A 22,596-nucleotide genomic window follows, 5' to 3' on the forward strand; every position below is an offset into this window, starting at 1 on the left:
AGACCTTCGCGAGTGGGTTAAGGCGTGGAACGAGGACCCGCAACCATTCGTGTGGACGAAAACCGCGGAAGAGATACTGGAATCTCTCTCACGACTAATGCAACGAACTACCGGCGCAGGACACTAGCAGCTCGCTCCCATGAGCCGCTGGTGGCGGTGCGATAGGTATTCTGGGGTGTGTGTCCCTTGGTCGTTCTTTTCGTGTCCTGTGGGGAGCGAACGCCGCGTCGAACCTGGCTGACTGTTTGGCGTTCGTCTCGATCCCGCTGCTGGTAGCCTCGCTTACCGACGATCCACGCTGGATCGCTGTACGCTCTCGTCCGCCTACTCGTGGCTCTGCCGATCGGCGTATGGGTCGATCGTGTCGACCGCCGCTCAATCCTGATCGCTGCGAACATTCTCCGAGGAATTGCCGTCATCGCCCTCGCGCTCTGCGTGCAATTGGGCGTCGGAGGTCTCGTCCTCCTCTACGCCGCCTACGCGGTCATCGGCACACTCGAGAGCGCTGCTGATAACGCCGCGGTCTCTCTCGTTCCCGGCCTTGTCCAGAAGGGCAAGCTGGACACGGCAAATGGTCGGATCTCGGCCGCGCAACTCATAGCCGACGAATTCGCTGGTCCGCCACTCGGCGGGTTCCTCTTCGCGATCGCTGCAGCTGCCCCCGTCTACGCAATGGGCGGGCTTTGGGCAGCTGCGGGCTTGATCGCGCTTGCACTACCAGACCATCTGAGGCGGTTGTGCCCACGGCGCGCGCCTCGGTATGGCGAGAAGCCGTGGCGGGAGCAACGTGGCTCGCGCACCACCGCCTCGTCGGGGGATTGGCATTGATTGGAGCCTTGGCGAGCATCGGCTACATGCTTCCGTTCTCCATCCTCGTCATTTTCGCTCAGGAGCAGCTGGGGGTCGATGGCGTTGGGTACGGGCTCATCCTGGCCGTGTCCGCGCTCGGTGGGCTCGTCGGCTCCTTCGCGACAGCTCGTATCCGCTCGCGGATCGGCTACCGCTGGACGATCGTTGCAAGTTTGCTCACCGGGGCCGCCTCATTGCTGGCCCTCGCTGTAACCGGCAATGCAGTGGTTGCCTCGGTGCTACTGGCGATCTACATTCTCCACGCCGTGGTGTGGGGGATCTGTGCGACGTCGCTTCGCCAGCGTCTCGCGCCAGATGCGCTCCTCGGGCGGGTCAATGCCGCGTCGCGCGTCCTTGGGTTGATCGCCCTTGCCCTTGGATCATTAATCGGCGGGCTTCTCGCTGGCGTGCATCTCGCGTTGCCCGTGGCGATGGGTGGTGCGGTGTTCGTGATCTGCGCCGGCTTTGCTCTCGCCGTCGTCCGGACCATCGATACCGACTGAACCGTATGTTTGTGCGTGGTGTGGTCTAGCGCGCGGAGGCTTCTCTGCCGCCGTTGCGAAACCGGTTCAATCAGAGGTTGCTATCTGCGGCGACGTGGTTGAGTTCCGGTTCAATGTATAGGGAGCCGGCCTGACCAGGGGTTGTGTTGCTTGGGCCCTGCGGGCAAGGGGTCTGAGTGTTCCGATCCAACGTCTGGCGATAGGTCCATAGATGCCTTCTGCGCCCCGAACACGTCTCTCGTTGTCGGTGGCCATAGCTAAGATTCCGATGGACCTGCTCCACTGTGAAGGGACCACGATGGGGCGGACATCGCGGTGGCCGCCGCGCGTGAGCTGTGGGACGCCGGCCTCACCACCCCCGGCGCACATGCGCGCCTCGACGCACCGCCAGCGCGTCGCCGCGCTGGGCCGCGCCGGCTACCGCCGCTACGACGAGAGCACTGCGACCAGCCTGGGCCGCATGTCCGAGCACCTGCTCGCGGACTACGGCGGTGACCTGCGCCGGCTGCGTGTAGCGGGGCACGCGGAGCCCGCGGCCCTGAGCCGCCTGCTGCGCGCCTTTCCCGGCATCGGGCCCGCCGGGGCGCAGATCTTCCTGCGCGAGGTCCAGGGGATCTGGTCCCTCCCGCCGGTCTTCGATGCCAAGGTGCTCGAGGGCGCGCGCCGGGCGAGGCTGCCAGCCGAGCCCGAGGCGCTGGCCGGGCTGGTTGCCCCCGCCGACCGGGCGCGGTTCGCCGCCGCGCTCGTGCGCCGCGCGCTGCGGAGGTAGCCCCGGACGCGAGGGGAGCGGGCGCCGGGCCCCGCCCTTGCCGAGCGCGGAAAAATGAGTAAGCTCGAAAATAGGCGCGCAGGTTGCGCGGCTGCCGCCCCGGCGGCCCATCGAGGAGGAACACCATGAGCGACATTGCCCGCGTCACCGTGCTGGGCGCCGGAGTGCTCGGCGCCCAGATCGCCTACCAGACCGCCTACTCCGGCTTCGACGTCACCGTCTACGACATCGGCGACGAGGCCCTGAGTGCCGGCCGCAAGCGCCTGGACGCGCTCGTCACCGCCTACCGGGCCGAGGTCGAGGGCGCCACCGAGGCCAGCACGCAGGCAGCGCTCGAGCGCCTGGCGACGACGACGGACCTCGCGCAGGCCGCGGGGAATGCCGATCTCATCATCGAGGCCGTCCCGGAGCGCCTCGACATCAAGCGCGAGACCTACGAGAAGCTCGCGGCGCTCGCCCCCGAGCACACGATCTTCGCGACGAACTCCTCGACCCTGCTGCCCAGCGACATGAAGGACTTCACGGGGCGGCCCGACCGCTTCCTCGCCCTGCACTTCGCCAACCAGATCTGGAAGTTCAACACCGCCGAGGTCATGGGCACGGCGGAGACGAGCCCCGCGGTCTTCGACACGGTCGTGGAGTTCGCCCGCGCCATCGGCATGGTGCCCATCCCCGTGCTCAAGGAGCGCCCCGGCTACGTGCTCAACTCGCTGCTCGTGCCCTTCCTCAATGCGGCCCTCGACCTGGCGGCGGGCGGCTACGCACAGCCAGAGGACGTCGACAACGTCTGGCGGATAGCCACGGGCGCGCCCATGGGACCGTTCCAGATCTACGACGTCGTGGGCCTCGGCACTGCCTACAACATCCTCTCGAGCGGCGATGAGCACAGCCAGCGCCTCGCCGCCTGGCTCAAGGAGCACTACATCGACCGCGGCCGCATGGGCGCCGGCGCGGGCGGCGGCTTCTACGACGACCCCCAGGGCTGAGTCCCGCCCGCTCTGTGGTGGAGGTGGGCCGCGCTCGGTAGGCTAGCCCTGTCGCGCCACGGGTGCGGCGGTCGCGCCGCCGGGCGGCCCCGCGAGGAGGTCCGTGTGGGTGCAGCGCTGAGGGACGGCGATTCCGAGGCGGGCCCGGCCCGCCGGGAGACCGCCGCCGACCGCCGCGAATGGGCGGCCATGTGCCGCCAGGTCCGCGTGCCCACGATGTGGGGCATCCCCCTGCGCCTCTTCCTGCTCGCCCTCGGCGCCGTGCTGCCTGCCCTCGACCGCGCGCTCGCGCCGCCGCACACGGTCGCGGTGCGCCGGCGCCGCCGCGCCCCGCGGGGGGACGTTGTGCTCGCCGTCAACATCCCGCGCCTGCTCGACTGCGAGGGTGCGTGGGGCATGCGCATCGAGCTCGTGCCCAGCCTGGGCACCCCCGTGCCGAGCGGCGGGTTCCTCTTCCGGACCTCGGCGCCGGTGGGCCGGGCCCAGTGCCGCGCGCTCGAATCGGCGCTGGCGTTCGGCGACGTGCTCGCGCCCGCCAGCGGGCCCTTCGGCGCGATCCGCGCCATGGTCGACATCGCGCTCAAGGCGCTCTCGCCCGCGGTCAACGATCCCAGCCGCGCCGCCCAGGCGCTCGAGGAGATCGAGGACATCCTCGCCGAACCCGGCCCGGACATCGCCAAGCGCGAGGCGCTCCTGGCCGCCCACCCCGACGCGTCGGTGCTGCGCGAATGGACGCGCAGCTGGGCCGAGTACGTGGCCGCGGCCACCGACGAGATCCGCCAGTACGGCACCGGCAGCGTCCAGATCCAGCGGCGGCTGCGGGCGCTCTTCGACACGCTCGCCGGGCGGTGCGAGCTCCAGCAGCGAGCGGCCCTGCTCGAGCGCCGCGCGGCGCTTCACCGTGGGCTCGAGCGCTGGTGGCCCGATCCGCTCGACCGCAGGCTGGCCGGCTGCGCGGATCCGCAGGGCCTGGGCCGGGCGCTCGGCACAGCGGCGCGCGCCGAGCAGGCCCCCGAGCCCGAGGCTCCGCCGGCCTGAGCGCGGCGGCTCAGCCCCGCAGGGAGGCGGGCGGGGCGCCGATGGCCGCCCACACCTCCCGCCACTTCTGCGCCAGCGTCGAGGCGGTCTCATGGGCGTTGAGCCCGCTGGGGTTGGGCAGCGCCCACAGGGCCACCCCGTCCGGCCACCCCGAGCACCGCACCGGGACGGTCGAAGGCCTGACGGCATGCGGTGATGCCCACCACCGCGACGGCGCAGGGCCGCAGCACCGCGGCGCGCCCGATCAGGCGCAGCCCGCCCGCGCGCAGCTCCGCGCGGGTCAGCTGGGCGGCGCGCGCCGTGGTCCGTCCCACGAGGTTGGCGATCCCGATCCCGCGCTCGGCCAGCGGCGAGGGCCGGCGCCAGGGCCGCCAGGCGGCGGGCAGGCGGGATTCGGAGCCGAGGGGAGCGGTGGGCGACATGGGAACAGCCTAGGCGCGCCTCGGGGCCGGGCCCGAGGCGCACCCGCGGTGGGCGGGGCTCAGATGAGACCGTGCTCCTCGAGGAGCTGGCCGATCTCCCCGTGCTCGAGCCTGCCGCGCAGGTAGCCGCGCAGAGCGGCCGGGCCGGGCATCTCCACCTTCTTGCCGTCGCGCATGCGCGCCGAGGCCTCGAGCAGGTCGCGCACATCGTACGTGGAGCCCCAGGTCTCCGGCACGCCGCGCTCCACGTCGAGGAGTTCGTAGACGGCCTCCATGCCGGTGCGCACCGAGTATTCGGTCGTGAAGATCGTGTCGCGGCCGGTCTCCGCGAACTGCCCGAGGAACGCGAAGTTCGCCGCCCCCTCCGGCACGACCTGCGGCCGGTCACCCGCGCGGCGGGGCATGAAGAAGCTCGTCACGTAGGGCATCATGACCGGCACGCACCGGGCGCCGGTCGCCGCGAGCTCGGGGATCTCCTCGACAGGCACGCCCAGGTGGTAGAGCCACTCCTGGGTGATCTCCTCGCCGGTGCACTGCGCCAGGGGCTTCTTCACGTAGTCGCCGTCGACGTCGACGAACAGACCGTAGACCCAGACAACGATCTGATCCTTCGGCTGCTTCTTGAAGTGCGGCTGGCGATTGACCGTCCAGCTCAGCAGCCAGGAGGAGTCCTCGGCGGTGACGATGCCGCCGGTGACCACGCGGCCGCTGAACGGATCGCGCTGGGCGATGCGCTCGATGTAGGCGGGGATGCGCTCATCGAGCGTCGTGACGGTGGCCGATTCCCACTTCGTCTCCTCGATCGAGGAGCAGAAGACCTCCGGGCGCCCGAACGCCGGGTCCTTCTTCGCGATGCGCTTCCACAGGTCCCAGGCCGGGGCCGGGCCCTCGTTGAGGGCTGCGGGCGTGTGGTGGTCGCCGTCATCGGAGTTGTCCACGAGCGAGCCGATCGTCATGAGCGCGAGGTCGTGCTCGCCGAGCTCGATGGTCTCTTCGGCGCCGTCGCGGCGGCAGCGGATCGCGGTGGCGCGGATCTCGCCGTTGCGGTGGGCGAAGTCCACATCGAGGACCTCGGTGCCGGAGCGGAAGACGACGCCGTGCTCGGTGAGGTAGTGCATGAGCGGCAGGACGAAGGACTCGTACTGGTTGTACTTCGTGAACTTCAGCGCCGTGAAGTCGGGCAGCCCGCCGATGTGGTGGATGAAGCGGTGGAGGTAGAGCTTGAACTCGAGCGCGGAGTGCCACTCCTCGAAGGCGAACATCGTCCGCCAGTACATCCAGAACGGCGAGTCGAGGAACTCGCGGCCCATCACCTCGTCGATGCGCTTGCCCTCCATCTCCGCACGCTCGGCGAGGAAGATCTTCAACAGGTCCTTCTGCGCCCGCTTCGGCAGGTCGAAGCGGCCCTCGTGGCCGGCGTCCTCGCCCCGGCGCACGGTGGCGCGGCGCAGCGAGTAGTTGGGGTCGTCCTTGTTGAGCCAGTAGAACTCGTCGAGCACGGAGGCGTCCTCGAGCTCCAGGGAGGGGATGGAGCGCATCATGTCCCACAGGCACTCCATGTGGTTCTCCAGCTCCCGGCCGCCGCGGATGACGAAGCCCTTCTCCGGGACGTCGAGGCCGTCGAGCGCACCGCCGGCGATCTCGCCCTTCTCGAGGATCGTGACGTTGGCGCCGGGGACCCCGGCGTCGCGGATGAGGAAGACGGCCGCCGCGAGCCCGGCCAGCCCGCTGCCGACGATGTAGGCCTTCGTCTCCTGCGCGTGCTGTGCGGGGCGGGGACGCGCGAACGCCTCGTAGTTACCTGCCGTGTGCTGCATGATCCATCCTTCCCATCGCGTGCCGGATGCCGATCACCCGGCCTCAATATTGAGTGTACTCAGAATTGAGTCGACTACAATGGCCGCATGGAAACTCGGGATGACACGGAGCTGGCGCCCTCGGCGACGCTGGGCAGGCGCGAGCGGGCGAAGGCGGAGAAGCGCGCCCGCATCCTCGCCGCGGCGCGCGCACTGTTCGAGGAGGGCGGTTTCGAGCGGACCTCGATGAGCGAGGTCGCGCGCGCGGCAGATGTGGCCGAGGGCACTGTCTTCCAGTACGCGGCGACGAAGGTCGAGCTGCTCATGATGGTCGTCGATGCGCTCTGGGGAGCCCACGAGCGCGCGACGACCACCCCTTCGCTCTCTGCGTTCGTCGCGCCCGGCGCCGCGACGGCGGGCGGGGAGACCGCGGACCGGATCGCGGAGCTGATCTCGCCGCTCGTCACCGCGATGCGGCGCTGGTCCGAGCTTGCGACGTGGGTCGCCCGCGAGATCCTCTTCGGTGCGGACATGCCGCATCGCCGGCGGGTCCTCGACCACGTCGATCGCCTCGAAGAGCAGATCGCCGCGCGCCTGCAGGACGGTCAGGCCGACGCTTCCGGTGCTATCGGAGCGGCGCGGGACGGTGCGACAGGCACTGCCGGCGAGGAGCCCGGTGCGGCTGCGGCAACCGGCGCCCGGCTCATCGTCGCCGGGGTGCTGGCCGAGCTCAACCGCTCCCGGCAGGGGCGCATCGACGGCGAGGACGTCGATGTTGTGCTCCGCAGGCTCATCGACCTCGTGGTGGCGGGGGCGGGCGCCGCCCGGTGATCCGGAAGCCGTCCGGGCCGTTCGGGCCGCCGCTGGTACCGGCCGGCGCCGCCGCGATTGCCCACCGCGCGGCCGGCAGGCGCGTGCCCGCCGCGGTCGTGTAGGGCCCCACGGTCAGGTCCTCGCCCAGTAGGGCGGGGGCAGCACTCGTGGAGTCAATCTACGTCAAAGGTTATTCGGCTACCGAACGTGGTCGAGTTCCGCTTCAATGTCTAAACCCCAGGTCAGAGGCCTAACTCGTGCTACAGAATCACGTAGCGACACGCCGTCTGGTAGCACTTCTGTAGCACGGCGGAGAGGAGAAGAACATGGCTCGCAATGAGGCGCTGGGCAACCGCAACAGGAACTCCGCCGACGAGTTCTACGGTTACAAGCTGGTCGAGGTGCGCATCGACCTGGAGCCGTCCCAGATGCACTGACCGGCGACGACGGTACCCGCCAGCAGGCGAGGACTATTCTTCGCAGACCCCGCTGATCATCCGGTTCGGCGAAGAGTTCGCCGCGTGTCCTGTGAAATGTTCGATGCCTCTCGACAGGCGATCAGCAGGCGAAGAACCTCGAGCTCGCGGTAGGCTAGCCCGTGTAGGTCCTCGCAGGGTGAGAGCACGACGACCAGGCTCAGGTGGCGGGGAGCGTCTTGAGGCATGCCCAGAGCCATGACGCGCAGGTAGCCGCCGGGTTCGGTTGGCGCGGGCAGCAGGAACGAGGTCTGCGGCCCGCCGAGCATCGCGCGGGGCCGCGGCCAGTACTGGCGAGCGGGGGCGTAAGGCGGGGTGGTCGGGAAGTCCGGGCAGGGCCATGACGTCTCGTGACCGGCTGGACCCTGACCTCATTCCCCAGCATCCGCACCGACCTGCGCAACACCGTCGCGAACGTGGTGGACCAAGAGGCGGCCCGAGACGGGGACCTGGCCACCAGCCGCTCACCCGATGATCTCTTCTTTTTGTTCCGTCGTGGGAGTATTGTTTAGTCCACTGACGCCGGAAACTGCTCGTGAGCAGCCCGGTACGCCACATGGCGCAGGCGGGGCTGACTAGCAGCTCGACACCCGGCACCTCGGTACCAAGAACAAGTAGCACGGCTGCGTCTGGGCCGTCTTCCAACTCGACCGATGCCCCACGCAGTAAGCCAGCACCGATCGCGGACGCGCTGGCCCTTCGAGGATCTCGGCCCACGTCCCACCTCAGGACAACCAGAAGGAAGTGATCGCGGATGCGACGGATAACGCTGCCGAGCGGGGAGTCCATCCCTGTGCTGAGCCAGGGCACCTGGGGCTGGGGTGAGGACCCCGGCCGCCGCGGCGACGAGGTCGCCGCGCTGCACGCCGGCCTCGAGCTGGGCATGACGCTGGTCGACACCGCCGAGATGTACGCCGACGGCGGCGCGGAGGAGGTGGTCGGTGAAGCATTGGCGGGTCGCCGCGACGAGGCATTCGTGGTCAGCAAGGTCCTTCCGTCCCACGCCTCCCGTTCCGGCACGATCGCGGCCTGCGAACGCAGCCTGAAACGCCTGGGCACCGATCGGATCGACCTCTACCTGCTGCACTGGCAGGGCAGGTACCCGCTACAGGACACCGTCGCGGCCTTCCAACAGCTCGTCGAGGACGGGAAAATCCGATACTGGGGCGTCAGCAACTTCGACCACCGGGCCCTCGCTGACCTGCAGGACGTGCCGGGCAGCAGCGGGCTGGCCACGGATCAGGTGCTGTACAACCTGTCGAGGCGAGGGCCGGAGTACGACCTCCTGCCGTGGTGCGCCGACCACCAGCTGCCGGTCATGGCGTATTCGCCGATCGAGCAGGGCCGCATCCTTCACGACACGACGCTGAACGACGTCGCGGCGCGTCACAGCGTCAGCGCCGCGGCGGCCGCCATCGCCTGGGTGCTGCGCCGCGACTCGCTCTGCACGATCCCCAAAGCGAGCAGCCCGCAGCACGTGCGAGACAACGCCACAGCACTGGACGTGGAGCTGACCCGCGAAGACCTGGATGCTCTGGACCGTGCGTTCCCGCCCCCGAGCGGACCGCGACCACTAGAAATGCTGTGAGCCTGACCAAGGGCGCAGCCTCTGCTGAAGGTTCCGCTTCAACGTCTGAGGCAAGCGGTGATAGGTGGGCGCTCTCCGTTCTGCCCGGCGTCTGCGGCAGAGGCTGGTGCACTGTGGCAACGACAGCTCGAGCTGTCACTGTGCTTCCCGGGCTCAGAACGCCCGAATCATTGCCCAGGGGCCCGACGGCTCGAAACATGTGTGGATGGAGTGCGGCCGCGGTCAGACCCCTGACGCAGCCAGCTCCTCGCGGACGATCGCTGTTCCCGCGCTCAAGGCGCTCATCTTCGCGAGGGCGACGTCGCGCGCGAAGGGGGCCATGCCGCAGTTCGTACTCGGAATGAGCTTGTCCGCGTCGGCGAACTTCAGCGCCTTACGCAAAGTGGCGGCGACCTCTTCGGGTGTCTCGATGGTCTCGTTTGCCACGTCGATGGCGCCGAGCATGACCTTCTTGCCGCGGATCAGTTCGATGAGGTCCATCGGGACATGGGAGTTGTGGCATTCGAGTGAGACGATGTCGAGGCTCGAGCGCTGCAGGAGCGGGAACGATTCCTCGTATTGGCGCCACTCGGACCCGAGAGTCGTTTTCCAGTCGTTGTTCGCCTTGATCCCATAGCCATAGCAGATATGTACCGCGGTCTCGGCCCGCAGACCTTCCGCGGCTCGTTCGAGCGCGGCGACTCCCCAGTCCTTCATCTCCTCGAAGAAGACATTGAATGCGGGCTCGTCGAACTGGATGATATCCACTCCCGCCGCCTCCAGGTCCTTTGCCTCCTGATTGAGGACCGTGGCGAATTCCCAGGCCAGCTTCTCGCGGCTCTTGTAGTGGTCGTCATAAAGTGTGTCGATCATCGTCATCGGACCCGGCAGCGCCCACTTGATCGGCTGATCGGTCTGCTGGCGGAGGAACTTCGCATCGTCGACGAAGACCGGTTTCTCACGGCTCACGGCGCTGAAGACTGTGGGCACGCTTGCGTCGTAGCGATCGCGGATCCGAACCGTCTTGCGCTTCTCGAAATCGACTCCGCTGAGATGCTCGATGAACGTCGTCACGAAATGTTGGCGGGTCTGCTCTCCGTCGCTGACGATGTCGATGCCGCGGTTGGACTGCTCATGAGTTGAGATGCGCAGGGCATCGCGCTTGCCCTCGACCAAGGCATCGCCCTGCAGGCTCCAGGGGGACCAGAGGGTTTCGGGCTGCGCGAGCCAGGACGGCTTCGGCAGACTGCCGACGATTGAGGTGGGCAACAGCGGCTGCGTCATCGTTTCTTCTCCTGCGGTCATGCGACTGGGACGGGTCGGTCGGAAGCCCACTGCTCGAGCATCTCTCGGTGCGGGTTGACGAAGAACTTCTCCGTGAACTTTCCCTGTCTGATGCCGAGCTGGTTGCGTTCGACGCGATCATATGTGACGGGCATCTCCGAGAAGTCGTGCCGGTCCAGCGTCGGCCGGTAGACCTCTCCGGCGGCGGTATTCGCGTTGTAGATCTCGGGCCGATAGATCTTCTGGAAAGTCTCCATCGTGCTGATCGTGCCGATGAGCGCCAGATCGGAATAGTCGCCGAGGAGGTCGCCGCGATGGTAGAAGGCCAGCGGTGCGACGCTGCCCGGCGGCATGAAATACCTCACCTGGAGTCCCATCTTCGCGAAGTAGTCATCTGTCAGCGAGTACTCGTCCTGCTGGTATTCGAACCCGAGAATCGGGTGGTGATTCTCGGTTCGACGGTACGACTTGCTCGTGGAGACGCTGATGCAGATCACGGGTGCCGTCTGGAACCGTTCCCGATAGGCAGCAGAATCGAGGAAGTGTTGGAACAGTTTGCCATGCAGATCACCGAAGTCATCGGGGACCGTGAACTCGGTTGCGGCCTCATTGGCAGCCGGCAGCCGCACGCTGAAATCGAAATCGCGGACGAAGGACGAGAAATTGTTCCCCACGATCCCGGGGTGACGTTTTCCGGTCTGTCTGTCGATGATCTGGATATCCAGGACTTCGAGCAGGGGGAACTCCTGTTCCCGGCCGCCAGTGGTGAAGTGAAGTCCTCCGGAGACGATGTCGAGTTCGAGGACATAGCGATCCCGGTCGGGATTGTCCCAGGACGCGAGTTCGTTGAAGCGGCGATGGATGATGCTCAGAGCAGTGCGGAGGTTCTGCCGACGGTCCTCGCCCCTGGCGAGGTTGGCGAAGTTCGTCGTCGCTCGGGTGCTCTCCGATGGCGAGTAGTCCTCGTCGAATCGAGTCGTGGTGATGCTGAATGAGAACTCAGGTGTCATGGACGTCCAATTCGGTGGGTGTTCGGCCGGTTGCGGTCGTTTGCATATCTGTGATCCATCCTGCCCGTCCCCGGCGGTCATCGGGTAACTCGGGGGAACTATGGATTCCTATAGCCTTAGACTATGTCTCGAGGTCTGAAGAACATCACGCTGCTGCAACTCCAGTACTTCATCGAGGTCGCCTCGGAGGGGTCGTTCACCGCCGCAGCCGATCTCCTCTATGTCTCCCAGCCGACCATGTCTGCCGCGATGAAGGACCTGGAGACTCGTGTGGATCGCGCTCTGCTCATCCGATCCGCCCGCGGGGTGACTTTGACTGACGACGGTGTGGAGTTCCTCGGCTATGCCCGGCAGGTCGTCGAACAGGTGGAACTCCTCGAACATCACTACTTAGGGCGCCCACCGTCACGGCGTCTGCTCGGAGTCTCGGCGCAGCACTACTCGTTCGTCGTCGATGCTTTCGTTCGGATGGTCAAGGCCAGCGATGCTGCCGAGTACGAGTTCTCACTGCGAGAGACGCGTACCTGGGACATCATCGAAGACGTTCGCACGCTCCGCAGTGAGCTCGGCATCCTCTACCGCAACGATTTCAACAGGAAGGTCATCGACAAACTGCTGCGAGACTCCGGGCTTGCGTTCCACCCGCTCTTCCTCGCCTCTCCGCACATCTTCATCTCTCGTACGAACCCGCTTGCCTCCCGCCACCGCGTCACCCTTGACGACCTCGCCGCCCTGCCGCGGCTCACTTTCGACCAGGGGGCGAACAACTCATTCTCCTTCGCCGAGGAGATTCTCTCCACCCTGTCGAGCAAGCAGGAGATCCGGGTCTCTGACCGTGCGACCATCTTCAACCTGATGATCGGACTCGACGGCTACACCATCTCGACGGGCATCATCAGCGACGATCTCGATCCGGCCATCGTCGCGATTCCACTCGAGGTCGAGGAACGCATCGAGATCGGCTGGATCGATCATTCCGGGATCCCTCTGACCGAACAGGCGCAACGCTACCTCGACGAAGTGCGGGCCGTCGTCGGCGGTTTCGGCATTGCGGTGCTCGACCGGCCTTGACCGAGGGCAGCGCCGAGGCGGTTCCCTCGACCCGCGAGATCGTCAGTTCGTCAGCGCTCCCGCGGCAAAGGCCGCCGACGCCGCTGTGCGGCAGACGCTCTGCTGTGGCATGTTTGAGGAGCACCGGAGTCGGGCTAGTCGATCCGCGGTGGAAGATCAACTGATGACGCCTCGCACGATCGATGTCGTCGCCCGTCAGGATCCCGCGTCAGCTGATCTGACCGAGTTCCGGCCGATGTTCAACCGAGAGAACTCGATGGTTCCGGCGAGTGGGTTTTCGAATAGCCGTACGGCTAGTCTTCGCTTGGTCTCCACGTCAAGGCGCGGATCGAACAGTGCGTGCGGGATCGGTGGCGGGTATGGCAGCTGGTGAGTGGTGGCAGGCCGACGACTCGCCGCGCCCCTCGCTTGAAGACCACCTCGGTGCAGGGGCCGTGCTCTCTGGGGTTGCAGATCGCGGCATCCGCGAGGCGATGAGTCCTGTAGCCTCAGCTGCCGCCGACCTAGTCGAGGCAGCGAGGCCACGTCTGACTCTGGCCCTAGCCGAATGCGTCAGGGCTCGAGAGCTGGGAGCGATGGGATTTCACTCCGACGTTGAAGCGGCACCCTCGTCGGACGTCTCATGGGTGAAACTCAGATTCGACGTCTAGTGGACGGTGACCGTGTCGGCGTCGGCCACCCATTTTTCGTCGTCCACGACGACGCGCTCGATTCGGCGTCCGCCGATTTCGGACGCGGAAGCGGCGAAGTCCGCGAGGGTGACCGGCTCGGGCAGCGTCAGGTCGATCGGGCCCTCAAATGGTTCGACCATCTTCTGAAGCGGATTCCGCCTGGGCAGATCGGCGTCAGTGCCCGCGATCCCTCGCGTGCGACCCATTTGGCCGATCAAGGAGCCCGCGTCCGGCAGGGGTTCTCCTCCAGGAGTATCGCGGCTCCGAGCAGTTGCTGGCCCTGTGCCAAACCGGAACGGATTCCACGACAGCCTTGTCGCTCAGGGGCACGACGCCGGCGTATTGGTCCCCGACTTCACAGCAGAAGACTTCCAATCACTTGCCCGCGACAATGCTCTCGTCCTCAAACACGGGGGCCGACCGCCTCGAGCCGACAATGACCGCCGAACAGCATTCCAGCTCGGTGGGATCTGCCGATCGTCCAGCGTGCCCGACTAGCCTCGCGACATCGATGAGGCTGACTCAGTGCAGGGATTCTCTGCTGACCTCGGCTGCCCTCCCACGGCCGTGGGCGCAGGCCGATTCATCTGGGTTGTGAGAATCGGACTGCGTTAAAGTGGCCCCTGGCGTCAGGAGGTGACCGCCACGATGAGATCTGCTGCAGCGGGAATCTCAACCCGACAGGTCGGAAAGCGAGGACCGAAGGTGACAGCCAGCAAGCGTTCGTCACAGCCCGCGGTGCCCCAACGCGCGGCCAATACAGTTCGGGCAACGGGCGTCCTCCTCGCGCTCGTGTTCGGTGCGATCGCTGTAGTCAACGGCCTGGCATCGCTCATTCCCGGGCTTGGCCCGGTCAGTTCCGCTGCGGCCCGGTTTGCGCCGACGATTGCGCCGATGGCAACTGTGGTCGGAGCGATTGTGCTTGGGTTCGGAATCGTCTGGCTGCGCCGAGGCCGTCGATGGACCGGAGCTGCAATGACAGGATTCGGAGTGGTGAGCACGATCGCGAATCTGGCGGTCGTCATTGTGCTCCTCGTCGCCATCACCTCGGCCGGTGGTTCGGTGAACTTGTTCACTGCGACGTTCGGGCTCTCGGCGATCGACTCGGCATCGCCTGATCGCAAGGAAGTGTACGACAAATCCAGCTCAGGCGATGACCTCTCCGTATCGATCTACGAACCTGAGAGAGCGAAGGGTTCAGCCCCGACGATCATGCACGTCCACGGAGGCGGTTGGATCGCAGGCGACCCGAACGCAGCGAGTTCAGAACTCCGTGAACTCGCTGATCACGGCTACCTGGTCGTATCGGTCGAATACGAACTCGCCACCCTGGATAACGCAACCTGGCAGAGCGCACCGTCGCAGGTGGCCTGTGCGGCAAGCTGGATTCAGACCCACGCAGACACGATCGGTGCAGATACCGATCGCCTTGCGTTCTGGGGCGAGAGTTCGGGCAGCAACATGGTCGCCAACACCGCCGGTGCCGCAGCGCAAGGCGACGCCGAATCGTCCTGCGGTGGGAAGGTTCCGGTTCCGGCGGCGGTCATTGCCGACTACCCCGCATTCGACGTGACAGGTCTCTACGAGAACGCCCCCACCGGGCCAGGTGCGGGATCCGGCACGCGCCTATTCGCGACCAGCTACACGGGTGGCACACCAAAGGAATATCCGGACCGCTACTCAGTGGCCGATTCCGTCACGCATCTGAAAGCACCCGCGCCGCCGATGCTTATGATGACAGCGATGCGCGATGACGTGATCACCCCAACCGACCAGCTTTCATGGGCCGAATCGGCCCGAAGCCGCGGAGTCGACGTCAAGACCGTAAAAGTTCCCCTCGCCAATCATGCGTACACGCAGAAGGCGAAGAACTCAATCGGCAGCCAGGGACACCTGAGCATCGCGGAGGCCTACTTATCCGAGCAACTTCGCTAGCCACACGTCTGTTGTGGATCTCGGCTGTCCTGGTGGGGAGGCGTGGATGCAAGTATCGTGGAAATCGGCAGCACGTACGGTTGCCAGCACTTCCAGGTACCTAAGCCTGAATCATTGCGGAGAGCTCCGGTCTGCCCGGAACATGTCCAGATGGGGTGCGGCGCATTCTTGCGCCGTCTTCAACCGCCGGTGCGACACAGCGGCTGACGTAAGGACATGATATGACGACCAAAGATAAGAAGAACCTGTCCCAGGTGACCGACAAAATCACGAAGATGGACGAACCGGAACGATCGCTCATGCAGCGAGCGCACGAGATCATCGTGACCGTCGCCCCAGTCTCAAGCCGCGGATCTGGTACGGCATGCCGGCCTATGCTCTGTTCGCGAGCACTCCTGCACTGGTGACACTGCGCAATGACGAGCGGGTCAACCTGGCCCTCACGGAAAAGGTCGAACTCACCCCAGCCGGTGGTTCCGACGGATCGCTGATGCCCACCGCATGGTACTTCAAGACTATTGACGAGGTCGCCGAGAAGCGCATCGCCGAGATCGTCAGGACGGCAACCTCCTGACGGTGACGATCGCCGGGGCTGAGCCCGCAGCCGTCACTTCGTGCGAAGTCTGTGTCCGGGGCTCGGCCGCGCGGTCAGCGCTGAGCGTCTGAGTTCCGATTGGCTATGGTGGTGCTTGAAGGGAAAGCAGTCCCATCTGCCGTAAGTTTGAGGAGTGATCGACATGAGTTTCTCTGTCTACCTGTCCGGTGAGATCCACACCGAGTGGCGCGATGAGATCAAGCGCGGCGCCGAGGCGGCCGGCCTGGATATCGATTTCACCGCCCCGGTGACGGACCATCCCGCCAGCGATGCCGCCGGTGACCACCTCGGCGAGAACGACAGCTCCTTCTGGCGCGACCACCAGTCGTCAAAGGTCAATGCCATCCCCACCCGCACCCTGATCGCAAAGGCCGATATGGTCGTCGTGCGCTTCGGCGACAAGTACAAGCAGTGGAACGCCGCCTTCGACGCCGGCTACTGCGCAGCACTCGGCACACCCTATGTGACCCTCCACGATGCCGACATCATTCATCCGCTCAAAGAGGTCGACGCTGAAGCCCAAGCCTGGTGCCAGACGACCGATCAGGTGGTCGAAACCCTGAAGTACCTCCTCAGAGACTGAACCTGAAAAGGACTGAACCTGATGAGCTGAGGCCGCGAACGACCACCTGCCAAAGGGTCGCTCGCGGCTTCAGCTATTGCGTGGCGTGATGCTACAGGAGGGGGGTCTCCCTTGATCTTGAAGAAAGATCCCCGGATCTCCCCGGCCAGTTTCGACTTCTGACGGGCGAACTTGAACGCCGACAGCTCGGGCGGCACGTCCATGCCCTCCGAGAGTTTGAAACCGACGGCGCGCTTGCCATCGTCGGCCAGGGTCCACAGTACGTTGATCGCCAGACCGGACTGATAGAAGACGTGCACCCAGTCGATGCCGTCGATATCGTTGATGCTGATTTCGAGCGCGGGCGAGGTCGGAACGATCTCGCGTTCGGACACGAGGATCTCCTCGACCCAGTCCAGAACGTCCTGTGCTTCAGCAGCCGGGGCCACGGTGAACGTGTGCTTGTACTTATTGGAGAACTACCGTGCCTCGTTGGCACGTAGGCCCGCCAGCGCCTCGGCGACGGGGGGAGGACTCGAGACCTTCGGTGGAGACCTCGGTGAATGACACGGCTTCGAACAGCATGGATCAAGGATATGCCCGCTGTGATTGGATGAGGAGCATGGAACCTCAACTTGATCTCAATGATGATGACCGCAGATTCCTCACCCGCTGCGTCGACCTGGCTCGCGAAGCCCTTGATGCCGGAGACGAACCATTCGGGTCCCTGCTCGTCGACGCCGACGGTCGTGAACTCTTCGCCGACCGCAACCGGGTGGCCGGCGGCGACCACACCCGTCACCCCGAATTCGAAATCGCTCGCTGGGCAGCCGACCATCTCACACCCCAGCAGCGAGCCGAAACCGTCGTCTTCACCTCCGGCGAACACTGCCCGATGTGCTCAGCGGCGCACGCGTGGGTGGGCCTCGGCCGCATCGTCTACGCCAGCAGCAGCCAGCAGCTGAGCGCCTGGCACAAGGAATGGGGTCTGGCCCACGGTCCCATACTGCCGCTGCCCGTTCAGGACGTCGCCCCGGGAATCGAAGTCGCCGGACCCGATCCGGAATTGAGCACCCAGGTGCGGAATCTGCACGCCCGTCTGCACGGAGTCGATGCCTGAGATCCGCGGTACAGTATCTGCATCATCTGCATCTCAGCGATTGTTCTGCCCGCACCGAAATCACGGGGCCGGCAGCGAAACTGACAAAGGAGTCCGGCCTTGGCCCTGCATGAAATCACGTTCCCCTCGAGCAACGATCGCGACACGATCAACGCGTGGCTCCACAATCCCACGACGGCGCCGAACGGCATCGTGCAGATCATCCACGGCCTCGGCGAACATTCCCGCCGCTACCTCCACCTCATCAGCACCTTGCTCGATGCCGGCTTCGCCGTCGTCGCCAGTGACCACGCAGGGCACGGGCGCACTGCCATGGAGTCGGGCGTCTGGGCCGACGCCGGAGACGAGGCCGCGCGCGTCGTCGTCGACGACGAGGTGACTCTGCAGGCGAAGGCGCGTGAGATCCTGCCCGGACTGCCCTATATCGTCTTCGGCCACAGCTGGGGGTCGATGATCGCCCGCTCCATGGCATCCCGCCCTGAAGCCGAACTCACCGGGCTGGCGCTGTGCGGAATCGCCGCGCAGATGAAGGGAATCGAACAGACCATTGACCGCGCTGAACTCGCCGAGGCGGCCGCTGGCGACCATCGTGCGGAACCTGCTGCAGACCATCTGGTGGGACAGCTCTTCGACGGGTTCCTCGACCGCTGCGGTCCCGATGCAGGTCCCACTGCATGGGTTGCCCTCGACGAGGCGGTCGTCGCCGATCACGGCCGTGACCCGTTCAATAATTTCGGTGCCCCGATGAGTGCGCGGTTCCTGCAGGGGTTCGTCGACATCTATGACGAAGCCAATGCCGATTCCTGGTATGAGACGATCTCAAGCGATCTGCCGGTGCTCATCCTCGCGGGTGACCAGGATCCGGTCGCGAACTACGGCGAAGGCGCTTACCACGTGGCCAACAGGCTGCGAGAGACCGGTCACGCAGACGTGCGCACACGAGTCTTCTCAGGAGTCCGGCACGAAGTCCACAATGAACCGACGACTCGCGCCGAGGCGGAAGCGGAGATCGTCGAATTCGCAACCCGCGTCATCGCAGGTTAAAGATCGAGGCTGGCCCACCATGATGATTCCGTCCGCCGAGGACCTTTCGAACATCATCGATGCTGTCGCGTCCGGGCAGCGCGAGGGGCTGCCCGTCCAAGTCCATCCTGGCGACTTCGGCTGGTATCAGCGCTTCGGCTCGCAAGCGCTTGCCTCGGGACTGCGGGTGTGGACGCGCGACGGCGAGATCGCAGCCGTCGGATTCCTCGACGAAACCGAACTCATTCGCATGGCGATCTCGCCCGACCATGCCGCGGATGAAACCCTCGCCGAGGCGGTCGTGACTGATATCGAGACCACTCTGTCCGATCTCCTCCCACCGGGGACAGGAATCGTCGAGGCTCGCTTCGGGGCCGAGTTGCAGCACACCCTCACCCAGGCGCGATGGACACCCGACGAACCCTGGACCGTCCTGCACCGCGCACTGTCAGATTCTGTCCCACCGACCTCGTTGAGGTTCGAGACTGTCGAAGCGGACGACATCGCTGACCGGGTCAGCGTCGAATCCGCCGCATTCCCCGGCGCATCACTGACCGCTGAGCGATGGCAGCTGATGGCTGCAGGACACGCCTACCAACAGGGTCGGTGTCTCGTCGGCTATTCCACGGACGGTGCTGCCGTCGGCGCCACCACCGTCTGGTCCGCTGGACACGGTCGCCCCGGCATCATCGAACCTCTCGGAGTTCATGGTGACCACCGCGGCCTCGGGTATGGCACGGAAATGGCGCTCGGTGCTGCAAGCGCACTGCGGTCGATGGGAGCGTCGAGTGTCAACGTGGCCACTCCGTCATCGAACACCGCCGCCGTCGCCACCTATCGAGCGGCCGGGATGGACAGCCTCGGCGAGGTCAGGGACTTCCGCCGCCCCTGACCGGCGTTGGAGAACAGACCGGAGCGGCGTTGGAGGTCAGGACAGCCGACGTCGGAGGTCAGGCCGGAGCGCCGGCGATGAACGCCGCCTGCGCGACGTGCTGAATCGCATCATCGATGATCGAGACCATGCGGACGCCGCGAGTGACTGCCGGCGTCCAGTTCTCATCGATGATTTCGTCGAAGTCGTCCTCCGACAGCGTCTCCAGGTACTCGGTGAACGCGTTCAATGTAGCGTTGAGATAGGCGACGAGCAGCTGCTGATCGTCGACGCGGATCTCGGCTGCCTGTTCCGGGGTGTGCCCGAGCCCGAACCCATCGCCCATCTCGCCGAGGTCGAAACGGTCGCGGAAGTCCTCCCACTGTTGAGGGCCTCCGGTGAGGTCGGAGAGCTGCACGTCGATCTCGCGGCCGCTGTGCCACAGCAGCCAGGCGATAGAGTTCGGATGCCCGCCGAGGTGGCGGTTGAGTTCTTCGGGGGAGAGGTCGGGCAGCGCCTGTGCCGCTTGGAGGGGGCGCTGGGACAGGTCGGTGAGAATGTCGATGCTGTTCATGTCGCCCATTCTGCTCTTTGCGACCATCTCTGTCACCAGCGGGACTCAGTCGAGGCGCGGCCTGCGGCGATTGCGTTTGATCTCCGACCGCCGCTGTTCGGACTGCACTCGCCGGCGGCGGGAATTGCGGGACGGCTTCGTTGCTCGCCTCTGCACCGGCGGAGCCAACGCTTCACGCAGCAACTGCGCCAGACGCATGCGCGCATCCTGACGATTCTTCAGCTGCGACCGCTGCCTCTCCGAAGTCACGGTGACCACGGTGCCGGACAGGCGCGGTGCCAACCGGCTGAGCACCCGCTCGCGCTGAGGTTCGGTGAGGAAGGTCGCCGCAGCCAGGTCGAGGCTCAGCTGTACTCGGGAGTCAGAAGTGTTGACGTGCTGGCCTCCGGGTCCCGATGACCGGGAGAACTGTTCGGACAGTTCGGAGGCGGGGATGATCAGCCCGGCAGGGATCCCCGGTCCGGCGGGGACGCGCAGATCACCGTCCATCTCAGGTCGGCTCCGCTTCGCCTTCGCGATCGTCACCGGCGAAGCCTTCTTCGCGCAGCCTCGGCGTGATCTGCAGGTGCGGCCGGATGCCGTGCTTGTCGGCATAGAACTCGCGGATCCGATCCATGTCGCTGACCAGGTCATCGGTCATCTCCAAGGTCGGACCCAGGCCTGTGGTGTGAGTGGCCGAGTCCACGTAGCCCAAGGTGACAGGAAGGCCCGTCTGACGGGCGATGCGATGGAACCCGGATTTCCAATGTGTGTGCCCGCCGCGGGTTCCGTCTGGAGTGATGACGAGAGCGAAGACCTCACCGTCACGCATTCGGTCGACCACCTCGGTGACGATCTTGCTCGGATCCGAGCGATCAACGGGAATCCCGCCGAGTCCCCGCATGATCGGCCCCCGCCAGCCGGTGAACAGGGAATGCTTACCCAGCCAATGGACATCGACGCGCATGCGCCACGCGATCGCGAGCATGACGACGAAGTCCCAGTTCGAAGTGTGCGGAGCTCCGACGAGGATGGTCGGACGGTTCGGAGCGGGCTCGGTGACGAGCGTCCACTTGCTGAAGGTCCAGAAGGCGCGGGCGAGGAGGCGTCGGATCATGATCTCAACGGTAGAGCACGCGAGGGGGCGAACCTACCAGCGTCCCTGGGACTGTGTCGAGAACCGGGCATGAGCGGCCCTCAGGACCGGGAAGAGTCGGCGGTGGCTGAGGACGAATCCGTTGCGGACAACGATGCGGGGATTGAGCCCCCGTCTGCGCAACCGGCGGGTCGCTTCCTCGGTGAGGATGTAGGCGAGCATCTTCGGGCCGCGGGAGACGGCACGTTCGAACACGACCATCTTGATGTCATGCCACGGCAAGAACGTCTCTGGCAGGATACGGCCGTTTCGGGCCAGGGGAGACTCCTTCAGGAAAGAGGACGAGGGATTCCCGTCGGTGCAGTCGCACGAACACGCCGATCGGAGCGACGACGAGGCAGCCGATGATGCCGACGACGACGGCCCACATGCGCAGATTGGCGATGATGAGCCACCAGCTGCGGCCGTCGCTGATCGTGGCGGTGACGATCCACACGAAGGCGGCGAGCAGCCCGAATCCGATGATGAGAGCGAGGACCAATGTGAGGACGATGTGTCGCGTCGACGAGGGGATCGATACGGGTCGTCCGCGCTCCAACCGGTGCACGACGGCGGCAGGCGAATAGTCCTCGGGCATAGGCTTCAGCGTACCGGCCGCCGTGACCGACCTGAGCATTCGGACACAATCCCCACGGGCAGGCTTCAGCCAGTCCCCGTCCTCGACGGTGGTCAGGCGCTGAGTCCAACACTTCTCCGCTGAGCCTGCGATCTCGGGTCGAGTCCGGCGGGAATAATCGCAGCAGCTTGATCGCTGTGCGAGGTACGACCATCACCAACAGCAGAGGAAGATATGTCTGATTCAGCTCGTGTCGTCATTCTCGGCGGCCATGGAAAGATCGCACTTCTGGCCGCGCCCAAGCTCAAGGCCGCAGGCTTCGCCGTCGACTCGGTGATCCGCAACCCCGACCAGTCATCCGATGTCAAAACCGCTGGGGCCAACCCAGTCGTCCTCGACATCGAAACCGCCGACACCCAGGCGCTCGCCGACCTGTTCGCAGGAGCCCAGGCTGTCGTGTTCTCCGCCGGAGCCGGCGGCGGCAGCCCGGAGCGGACTAGGGCCGTCGACCTCGAAGCAGCCAAGCGATCCATCGACGCCGCCGAACAGGCCGGGGTCAAGCGCTTCGTCATGGTCTCTTACGCCAGCGCCTCCGTCGACTCGGAGCGCGTCGACCCGGAGAGCTCCTTCTACCCCTACGTGCAGGCCAAGAGCGGCGCCGATGAGCACCTGCGAGCCAGCTCGTTGGACTTCACGATCCTCGGACCCGGCGGTCTGACCCTCGAGCCCTCCAGCGGCAAGGTTCTCATCGCCGATGCGGCCGGCGACCTCGATGGGCAGACGCCGGCCGACGATGTGCGGGTGACCTCACGCGACCTCGTCGCCGACGTCATCACCCACGTCATCGCCGAGTCCGCTGCGGTGCGCGAGACCGTGAACTTCTATGACGGGCAGACCCCCATCGCCGAGGCGATCCGCTGACCTGAGTCCGGCCGCTCCGAGCCGTCACCCGGGTCCGAGCGGCCCACTG

At 65.8% G+C, this 22,596-nt stretch carries 26 protein-coding genes and 1 pseudogene; 16 read left to right on the top strand and 11 right to left on the bottom strand.

Going from position 1 to position 22,596, the window contains the following annotated elements; genetic code table 11:
• Positions 1-330 precede the first annotated feature (330 nt).
• The 5 genes from BLIN9172_RS18430 to BLIN9172_RS03085 all read left to right on the top strand — a co-directional run bounded on the left by BLIN9172_RS18430 (position 331) and on the right by BLIN9172_RS03085 (position 4,145).
• Entirely contained in the window at positions 331-828 is a 498-nt protein-coding gene (locus BLIN9172_RS18430) for an MFS transporter (RefSeq protein ID WP_240811965.1), read from the top strand.
• Between the two features lie 8 nt (positions 829-836).
• On the top strand, positions 837-1,352 hold the full coding sequence (locus tag BLIN9172_RS18435) for an MFS transporter (RefSeq protein ID WP_240811966.1): 516 nt from the start codon (positions 837-839) through the stop codon (positions 1,350-1,352).
• 367 nt (positions 1,353-1,719) lie between these two features.
• A complete protein-coding gene (locus tag BLIN9172_RS03075) occupies positions 1,720-2,121 on the top strand; it encodes an HhH-GDP family DNA glycosylase (RefSeq protein ID WP_101553805.1) in 402 nt (133 codons plus the stop codon).
• 125 nt (positions 2,122-2,246) lie between these two features.
• The gene (locus BLIN9172_RS03080; protein WP_096162048.1) at positions 2,247-3,107 is read left to right on the top strand and encodes a 3-hydroxyacyl-CoA dehydrogenase; all 861 of its coding nucleotides are present in this window, start codon (positions 2,247-2,249) and stop codon (positions 3,105-3,107) included.
• A gap of 105 nt (positions 3,108-3,212) precedes the next feature.
• Positions 3,213-4,145, top strand: a complete 933-nt coding sequence (locus tag BLIN9172_RS03085) for a DUF2254 family protein (protein WP_240811967.1) — start codon at positions 3,213-3,215, stop codon at positions 4,143-4,145.
• 89 nt (positions 4,146-4,234) lie between these two features.
• Here the strand turns inward: BLIN9172_RS03085 and BLIN9172_RS03090 are convergent, their stop codons facing one another.
• Both BLIN9172_RS03090 and BLIN9172_RS03095 read right to left on the bottom strand, forming a co-directional pair.
• Positions 4,235-4,567, bottom strand: coding sequence for a uracil-DNA glycosylase family protein (locus BLIN9172_RS03090; protein WP_101553806.1), 333 nt, complete (start codon positions 4,565-4,567; stop codon positions 4,235-4,237).
• A 59-nt stretch (positions 4,568-4,626) separates the two neighbouring features.
• Positions 4,627-6,384 (bottom strand): oleate hydratase, encoded by a 1,758-nt coding sequence (locus BLIN9172_RS03095; RefSeq protein WP_101553807.1) that lies wholly within the window; start codon positions 6,382-6,384, stop codon positions 4,627-4,629.
• 87 nt (positions 6,385-6,471) lie between these two features.
• On the opposite strand from BLIN9172_RS03095, the gene BLIN9172_RS03100 reads away from it, so the two are divergent.
• From BLIN9172_RS03100 to BLIN9172_RS03110, 3 genes are all read left to right on the top strand, one after another.
• Positions 6,472-7,194 (top strand): TetR/AcrR family transcriptional regulator, encoded by a 723-nt coding sequence (locus BLIN9172_RS03100; RefSeq protein ID WP_101553808.1) that lies wholly within the window; start codon positions 6,472-6,474, stop codon positions 7,192-7,194.
• 808 nt (positions 7,195-8,002) lie between these two features.
• Positions 8,003-8,164, top strand: a complete 162-nt coding sequence (locus BLIN9172_RS03105) for a DJ-1/PfpI family protein (protein WP_101553809.1) — start codon at positions 8,003-8,005, stop codon at positions 8,162-8,164.
• Between the two features lie 242 nt (positions 8,165-8,406).
• Positions 8,407-9,240 (top strand): aldo/keto reductase, encoded by an 834-nt coding sequence (locus tag BLIN9172_RS03110; RefSeq protein WP_101553810.1) that lies wholly within the window; start codon positions 8,407-8,409, stop codon positions 9,238-9,240.
• Positions 9,241-9,462: 222 nt separating this feature from the next.
• On the opposite strand, the gene BLIN9172_RS03115 is transcribed toward BLIN9172_RS03110, so the two are convergent.
• Positions 9,463-10,503 (bottom strand): methionine synthase, encoded by a 1,041-nt coding sequence (locus BLIN9172_RS03115; RefSeq protein WP_101553811.1) that lies wholly within the window; start codon positions 10,501-10,503, stop codon positions 9,463-9,465.
• A gap of 17 nt (positions 10,504-10,520) precedes the next feature.
• Positions 10,521-11,513, bottom strand: coding sequence for a putative oxygenase MesX (locus BLIN9172_RS03120; RefSeq protein WP_101553812.1), 993 nt, complete (start codon positions 11,511-11,513; stop codon positions 10,521-10,523).
• Positions 11,514-11,636: 123 nt separating this feature from the next.
• Here BLIN9172_RS03120 and BLIN9172_RS03125 point away from each other — a divergent pair, with 123 nt between their 5' ends.
• Positions 11,637-12,584, top strand: a complete 948-nt coding sequence (locus BLIN9172_RS03125) for a LysR family transcriptional regulator (RefSeq protein WP_101553813.1) — start codon at positions 11,637-11,639, stop codon at positions 12,582-12,584.
• Positions 12,585-13,230: 646 nt separating this feature from the next.
• Here the strand turns inward: BLIN9172_RS03125 and BLIN9172_RS03135 are convergent.
• Positions 13,231-13,395: a hypothetical protein gene (locus BLIN9172_RS03135; protein ID WP_240688457.1), complete on the bottom strand. Its 165-nt coding sequence runs from the start codon at positions 13,393-13,395 to the stop codon at positions 13,231-13,233.
• 853 nt (positions 13,396-14,248) lie between these two features.
• On the opposite strand from BLIN9172_RS03135, the gene BLIN9172_RS03140 reads away from it, so the two are divergent.
• The 3 genes from BLIN9172_RS03140 (at position 14,249) to BLIN9172_RS03150 (ending at position 16,368) form a co-directional block, all read left to right on the top strand.
• Positions 14,249-15,190, top strand: coding sequence for an alpha/beta hydrolase (locus tag BLIN9172_RS03140; RefSeq protein WP_170286864.1), 942 nt, complete (start codon positions 14,249-14,251; stop codon positions 15,188-15,190).
• Positions 15,191-15,554: 364 nt separating this feature from the next.
• Positions 15,555-15,764: a hypothetical protein gene (locus BLIN9172_RS18275; protein WP_205751024.1), complete on the top strand. Its 210-nt coding sequence runs from the start codon at positions 15,555-15,557 to the stop codon at positions 15,762-15,764.
• A gap of 163 nt (positions 15,765-15,927) precedes the next feature.
• Entirely contained in the window at positions 15,928-16,368 is a 441-nt protein-coding gene (locus BLIN9172_RS03150) for a YtoQ family protein (protein WP_101553816.1), read from the top strand.
• A gap of 104 nt (positions 16,369-16,472) precedes the next feature.
• Here BLIN9172_RS03150 and BLIN9172_RS03155 read toward each other — a convergent pair.
• Positions 16,473-16,932 (bottom strand): annotated as a pseudogene (locus BLIN9172_RS03155) (DUF8821 family protein); the annotation flags it as partial.
• A 37-nt stretch (positions 16,933-16,969) separates the two neighbouring features.
• On the opposite strand from BLIN9172_RS03155, the gene BLIN9172_RS03160 reads away from it, so the two are divergent.
• From BLIN9172_RS03160 to BLIN9172_RS03170, 3 genes are all read left to right on the top strand, one after another.
• Entirely contained in the window at positions 16,970-17,467 is a 498-nt protein-coding gene (locus BLIN9172_RS03160; RefSeq protein WP_101553817.1) for a nucleoside deaminase, read from the top strand.
• Positions 17,468-17,566: 99 nt separating this feature from the next.
• Entirely contained in the window at positions 17,567-18,511 is a 945-nt protein-coding gene (locus BLIN9172_RS03165; RefSeq protein WP_101553818.1) for an alpha/beta fold hydrolase, read from the top strand.
• A gap of 19 nt (positions 18,512-18,530) precedes the next feature.
• A complete protein-coding gene (locus BLIN9172_RS03170; RefSeq protein WP_205751025.1) occupies positions 18,531-19,382 on the top strand; it encodes a GNAT family N-acetyltransferase in 852 nt (283 codons plus the stop codon).
• 58 nt (positions 19,383-19,440) lie between these two features.
• Here the strand turns inward: BLIN9172_RS03170 and BLIN9172_RS03175 are convergent, their stop codons facing one another.
• The 5 genes from BLIN9172_RS03175 to BLIN9172_RS03195 are packed head-to-tail and all read right to left on the bottom strand — an operon-like array spanning position 19,441 to position 21,647.
• Positions 19,441-19,935, bottom strand: coding sequence for a mycothiol transferase (locus BLIN9172_RS03175; RefSeq protein WP_101554034.1), 495 nt, complete (start codon positions 19,933-19,935; stop codon positions 19,441-19,443).
• A 45-nt stretch (positions 19,936-19,980) separates the two neighbouring features.
• Positions 19,981-20,424, bottom strand: coding sequence for an alternative ribosome rescue aminoacyl-tRNA hydrolase ArfB (arfB, locus tag BLIN9172_RS03180; RefSeq protein ID WP_101553820.1), 444 nt, complete (start codon positions 20,422-20,424; stop codon positions 19,981-19,983).
• A 1-nt stretch (position 20,425) separates the two neighbouring features.
• Entirely contained in the window at positions 20,426-21,031 is a 606-nt protein-coding gene (locus BLIN9172_RS03185; protein WP_101553821.1) for a 1-acyl-sn-glycerol-3-phosphate acyltransferase, read from the bottom strand.
• A gap of 33 nt (positions 21,032-21,064) precedes the next feature.
• Complete coding sequence (locus tag BLIN9172_RS03190; protein WP_101553822.1) at positions 21,065-21,271, bottom strand: hypothetical protein; 207 nt, start codon at positions 21,269-21,271, stop codon at positions 21,065-21,067.
• A gap of 7 nt (positions 21,272-21,278) precedes the next feature.
• Entirely contained in the window at positions 21,279-21,647 is a 369-nt protein-coding gene (locus tag BLIN9172_RS03195; protein ID WP_101553823.1) for a hypothetical protein, read from the bottom strand.
• 213 nt (positions 21,648-21,860) lie between these two features.
• Here BLIN9172_RS03195 and BLIN9172_RS03200 point away from each other — a divergent pair, with 213 nt between their 5' ends.
• On the top strand, positions 21,861-22,547 hold the full coding sequence (locus BLIN9172_RS03200) for an SDR family oxidoreductase (protein WP_101553824.1): 687 nt from the start codon (positions 21,861-21,863) through the stop codon (positions 22,545-22,547).
• Positions 22,548-22,596: the final 49 nt, after the last annotated feature.

Origin of the sequence: Brevibacterium linens ATCC 9172 (assembly GCF_900169165.1) — a bacterium.
GTDB lineage: Bacteria > Actinomycetota > Actinomycetes > Actinomycetales > Brevibacteriaceae > Brevibacterium > Brevibacterium linens.

Excerpts from the sequence above, each read along its gene's own strand:
- BLIN9172_RS03170 (WP_205751025.1), top strand. The coding sequence starts at position 18,531 with ATGATGATTCCGTCCGCCGAGGACCTTTCGAACATCATCGATGCTGTC.
- BLIN9172_RS03100 (WP_101553808.1), top strand. The coding sequence starts at position 6,472 with ATGGAAACTCGGGATGACACGGAGCTGGCGCCCTCGGCGACGCTGGGC.
- BLIN9172_RS03160 (WP_101553817.1), top strand. The coding sequence starts at position 16,970 with ATGGAACCTCAACTTGATCTCAATGATGATGACCGCAGATTCCTCACC.
- BLIN9172_RS03195 (WP_101553823.1), bottom strand. The coding sequence starts at position 21,647 with ATGCCCGAGGACTATTCGCCTGCCGCCGTCGTGCACCGGTTGGAGCGC.
- BLIN9172_RS03110 (WP_101553810.1), top strand. The coding sequence starts at position 8,407 with ATGCGACGGATAACGCTGCCGAGCGGGGAGTCCATCCCTGTGCTGAGC.
- BLIN9172_RS03120 (WP_101553812.1), bottom strand. The coding sequence starts at position 11,513 with ATGACACCTGAGTTCTCATTCAGCATCACCACGACTCGATTCGACGAG.
- arfB (WP_101553820.1), bottom strand. The coding sequence starts at position 20,424 with ATGGACGGTGATCTGCGCGTCCCCGCCGGACCGGGGATCCCTGCCGGG.
- BLIN9172_RS03190 (WP_101553822.1), bottom strand. The coding sequence starts at position 21,271 with ATGGTCGTGTTCGAACGTGCCGTCTCCCGCGGCCCGAAGATGCTCGCC.
- BLIN9172_RS03075 (WP_101553805.1), top strand. The coding sequence starts at position 1,720 with ATGCGCGCCTCGACGCACCGCCAGCGCGTCGCCGCGCTGGGCCGCGCC.
- BLIN9172_RS03125 (WP_101553813.1), top strand. The coding sequence starts at position 11,637 with ATGTCTCGAGGTCTGAAGAACATCACGCTGCTGCAACTCCAGTACTTC.
- BLIN9172_RS03135 (WP_240688457.1), bottom strand. The coding sequence starts at position 13,395 with ATGGTCGAACCATTTGAGGGCCCGATCGACCTGACGCTGCCCGAGCCG.
- BLIN9172_RS03150 (WP_101553816.1), top strand. The coding sequence starts at position 15,928 with ATGAGTTTCTCTGTCTACCTGTCCGGTGAGATCCACACCGAGTGGCGC.
- BLIN9172_RS03115 (WP_101553811.1), bottom strand. The coding sequence starts at position 10,503 with ATGACGCAGCCGCTGTTGCCCACCTCAATCGTCGGCAGTCTGCCGAAG.
- BLIN9172_RS03080 (WP_096162048.1), top strand. The coding sequence starts at position 2,247 with ATGAGCGACATTGCCCGCGTCACCGTGCTGGGCGCCGGAGTGCTCGGC.
- BLIN9172_RS03200 (WP_101553824.1), top strand. The coding sequence starts at position 21,861 with ATGTCTGATTCAGCTCGTGTCGTCATTCTCGGCGGCCATGGAAAGATC.
- BLIN9172_RS03090 (WP_101553806.1), bottom strand. The coding sequence starts at position 4,567 with ATGTCGCCCACCGCTCCCCTCGGCTCCGAATCCCGCCTGCCCGCCGCC.
- BLIN9172_RS03095 (WP_101553807.1), bottom strand. The coding sequence starts at position 6,384 with ATGCAGCACACGGCAGGTAACTACGAGGCGTTCGCGCGTCCCCGCCCC.
- BLIN9172_RS18275 (WP_205751024.1), top strand. The coding sequence starts at position 15,555 with ATGCCGGCCTATGCTCTGTTCGCGAGCACTCCTGCACTGGTGACACTG.
- BLIN9172_RS03185 (WP_101553821.1), bottom strand. The coding sequence starts at position 21,031 with ATGATCCGACGCCTCCTCGCCCGCGCCTTCTGGACCTTCAGCAAGTGG.
- BLIN9172_RS03175 (WP_101554034.1), bottom strand. The coding sequence starts at position 19,935 with ATGAACAGCATCGACATTCTCACCGACCTGTCCCAGCGCCCCCTCCAA.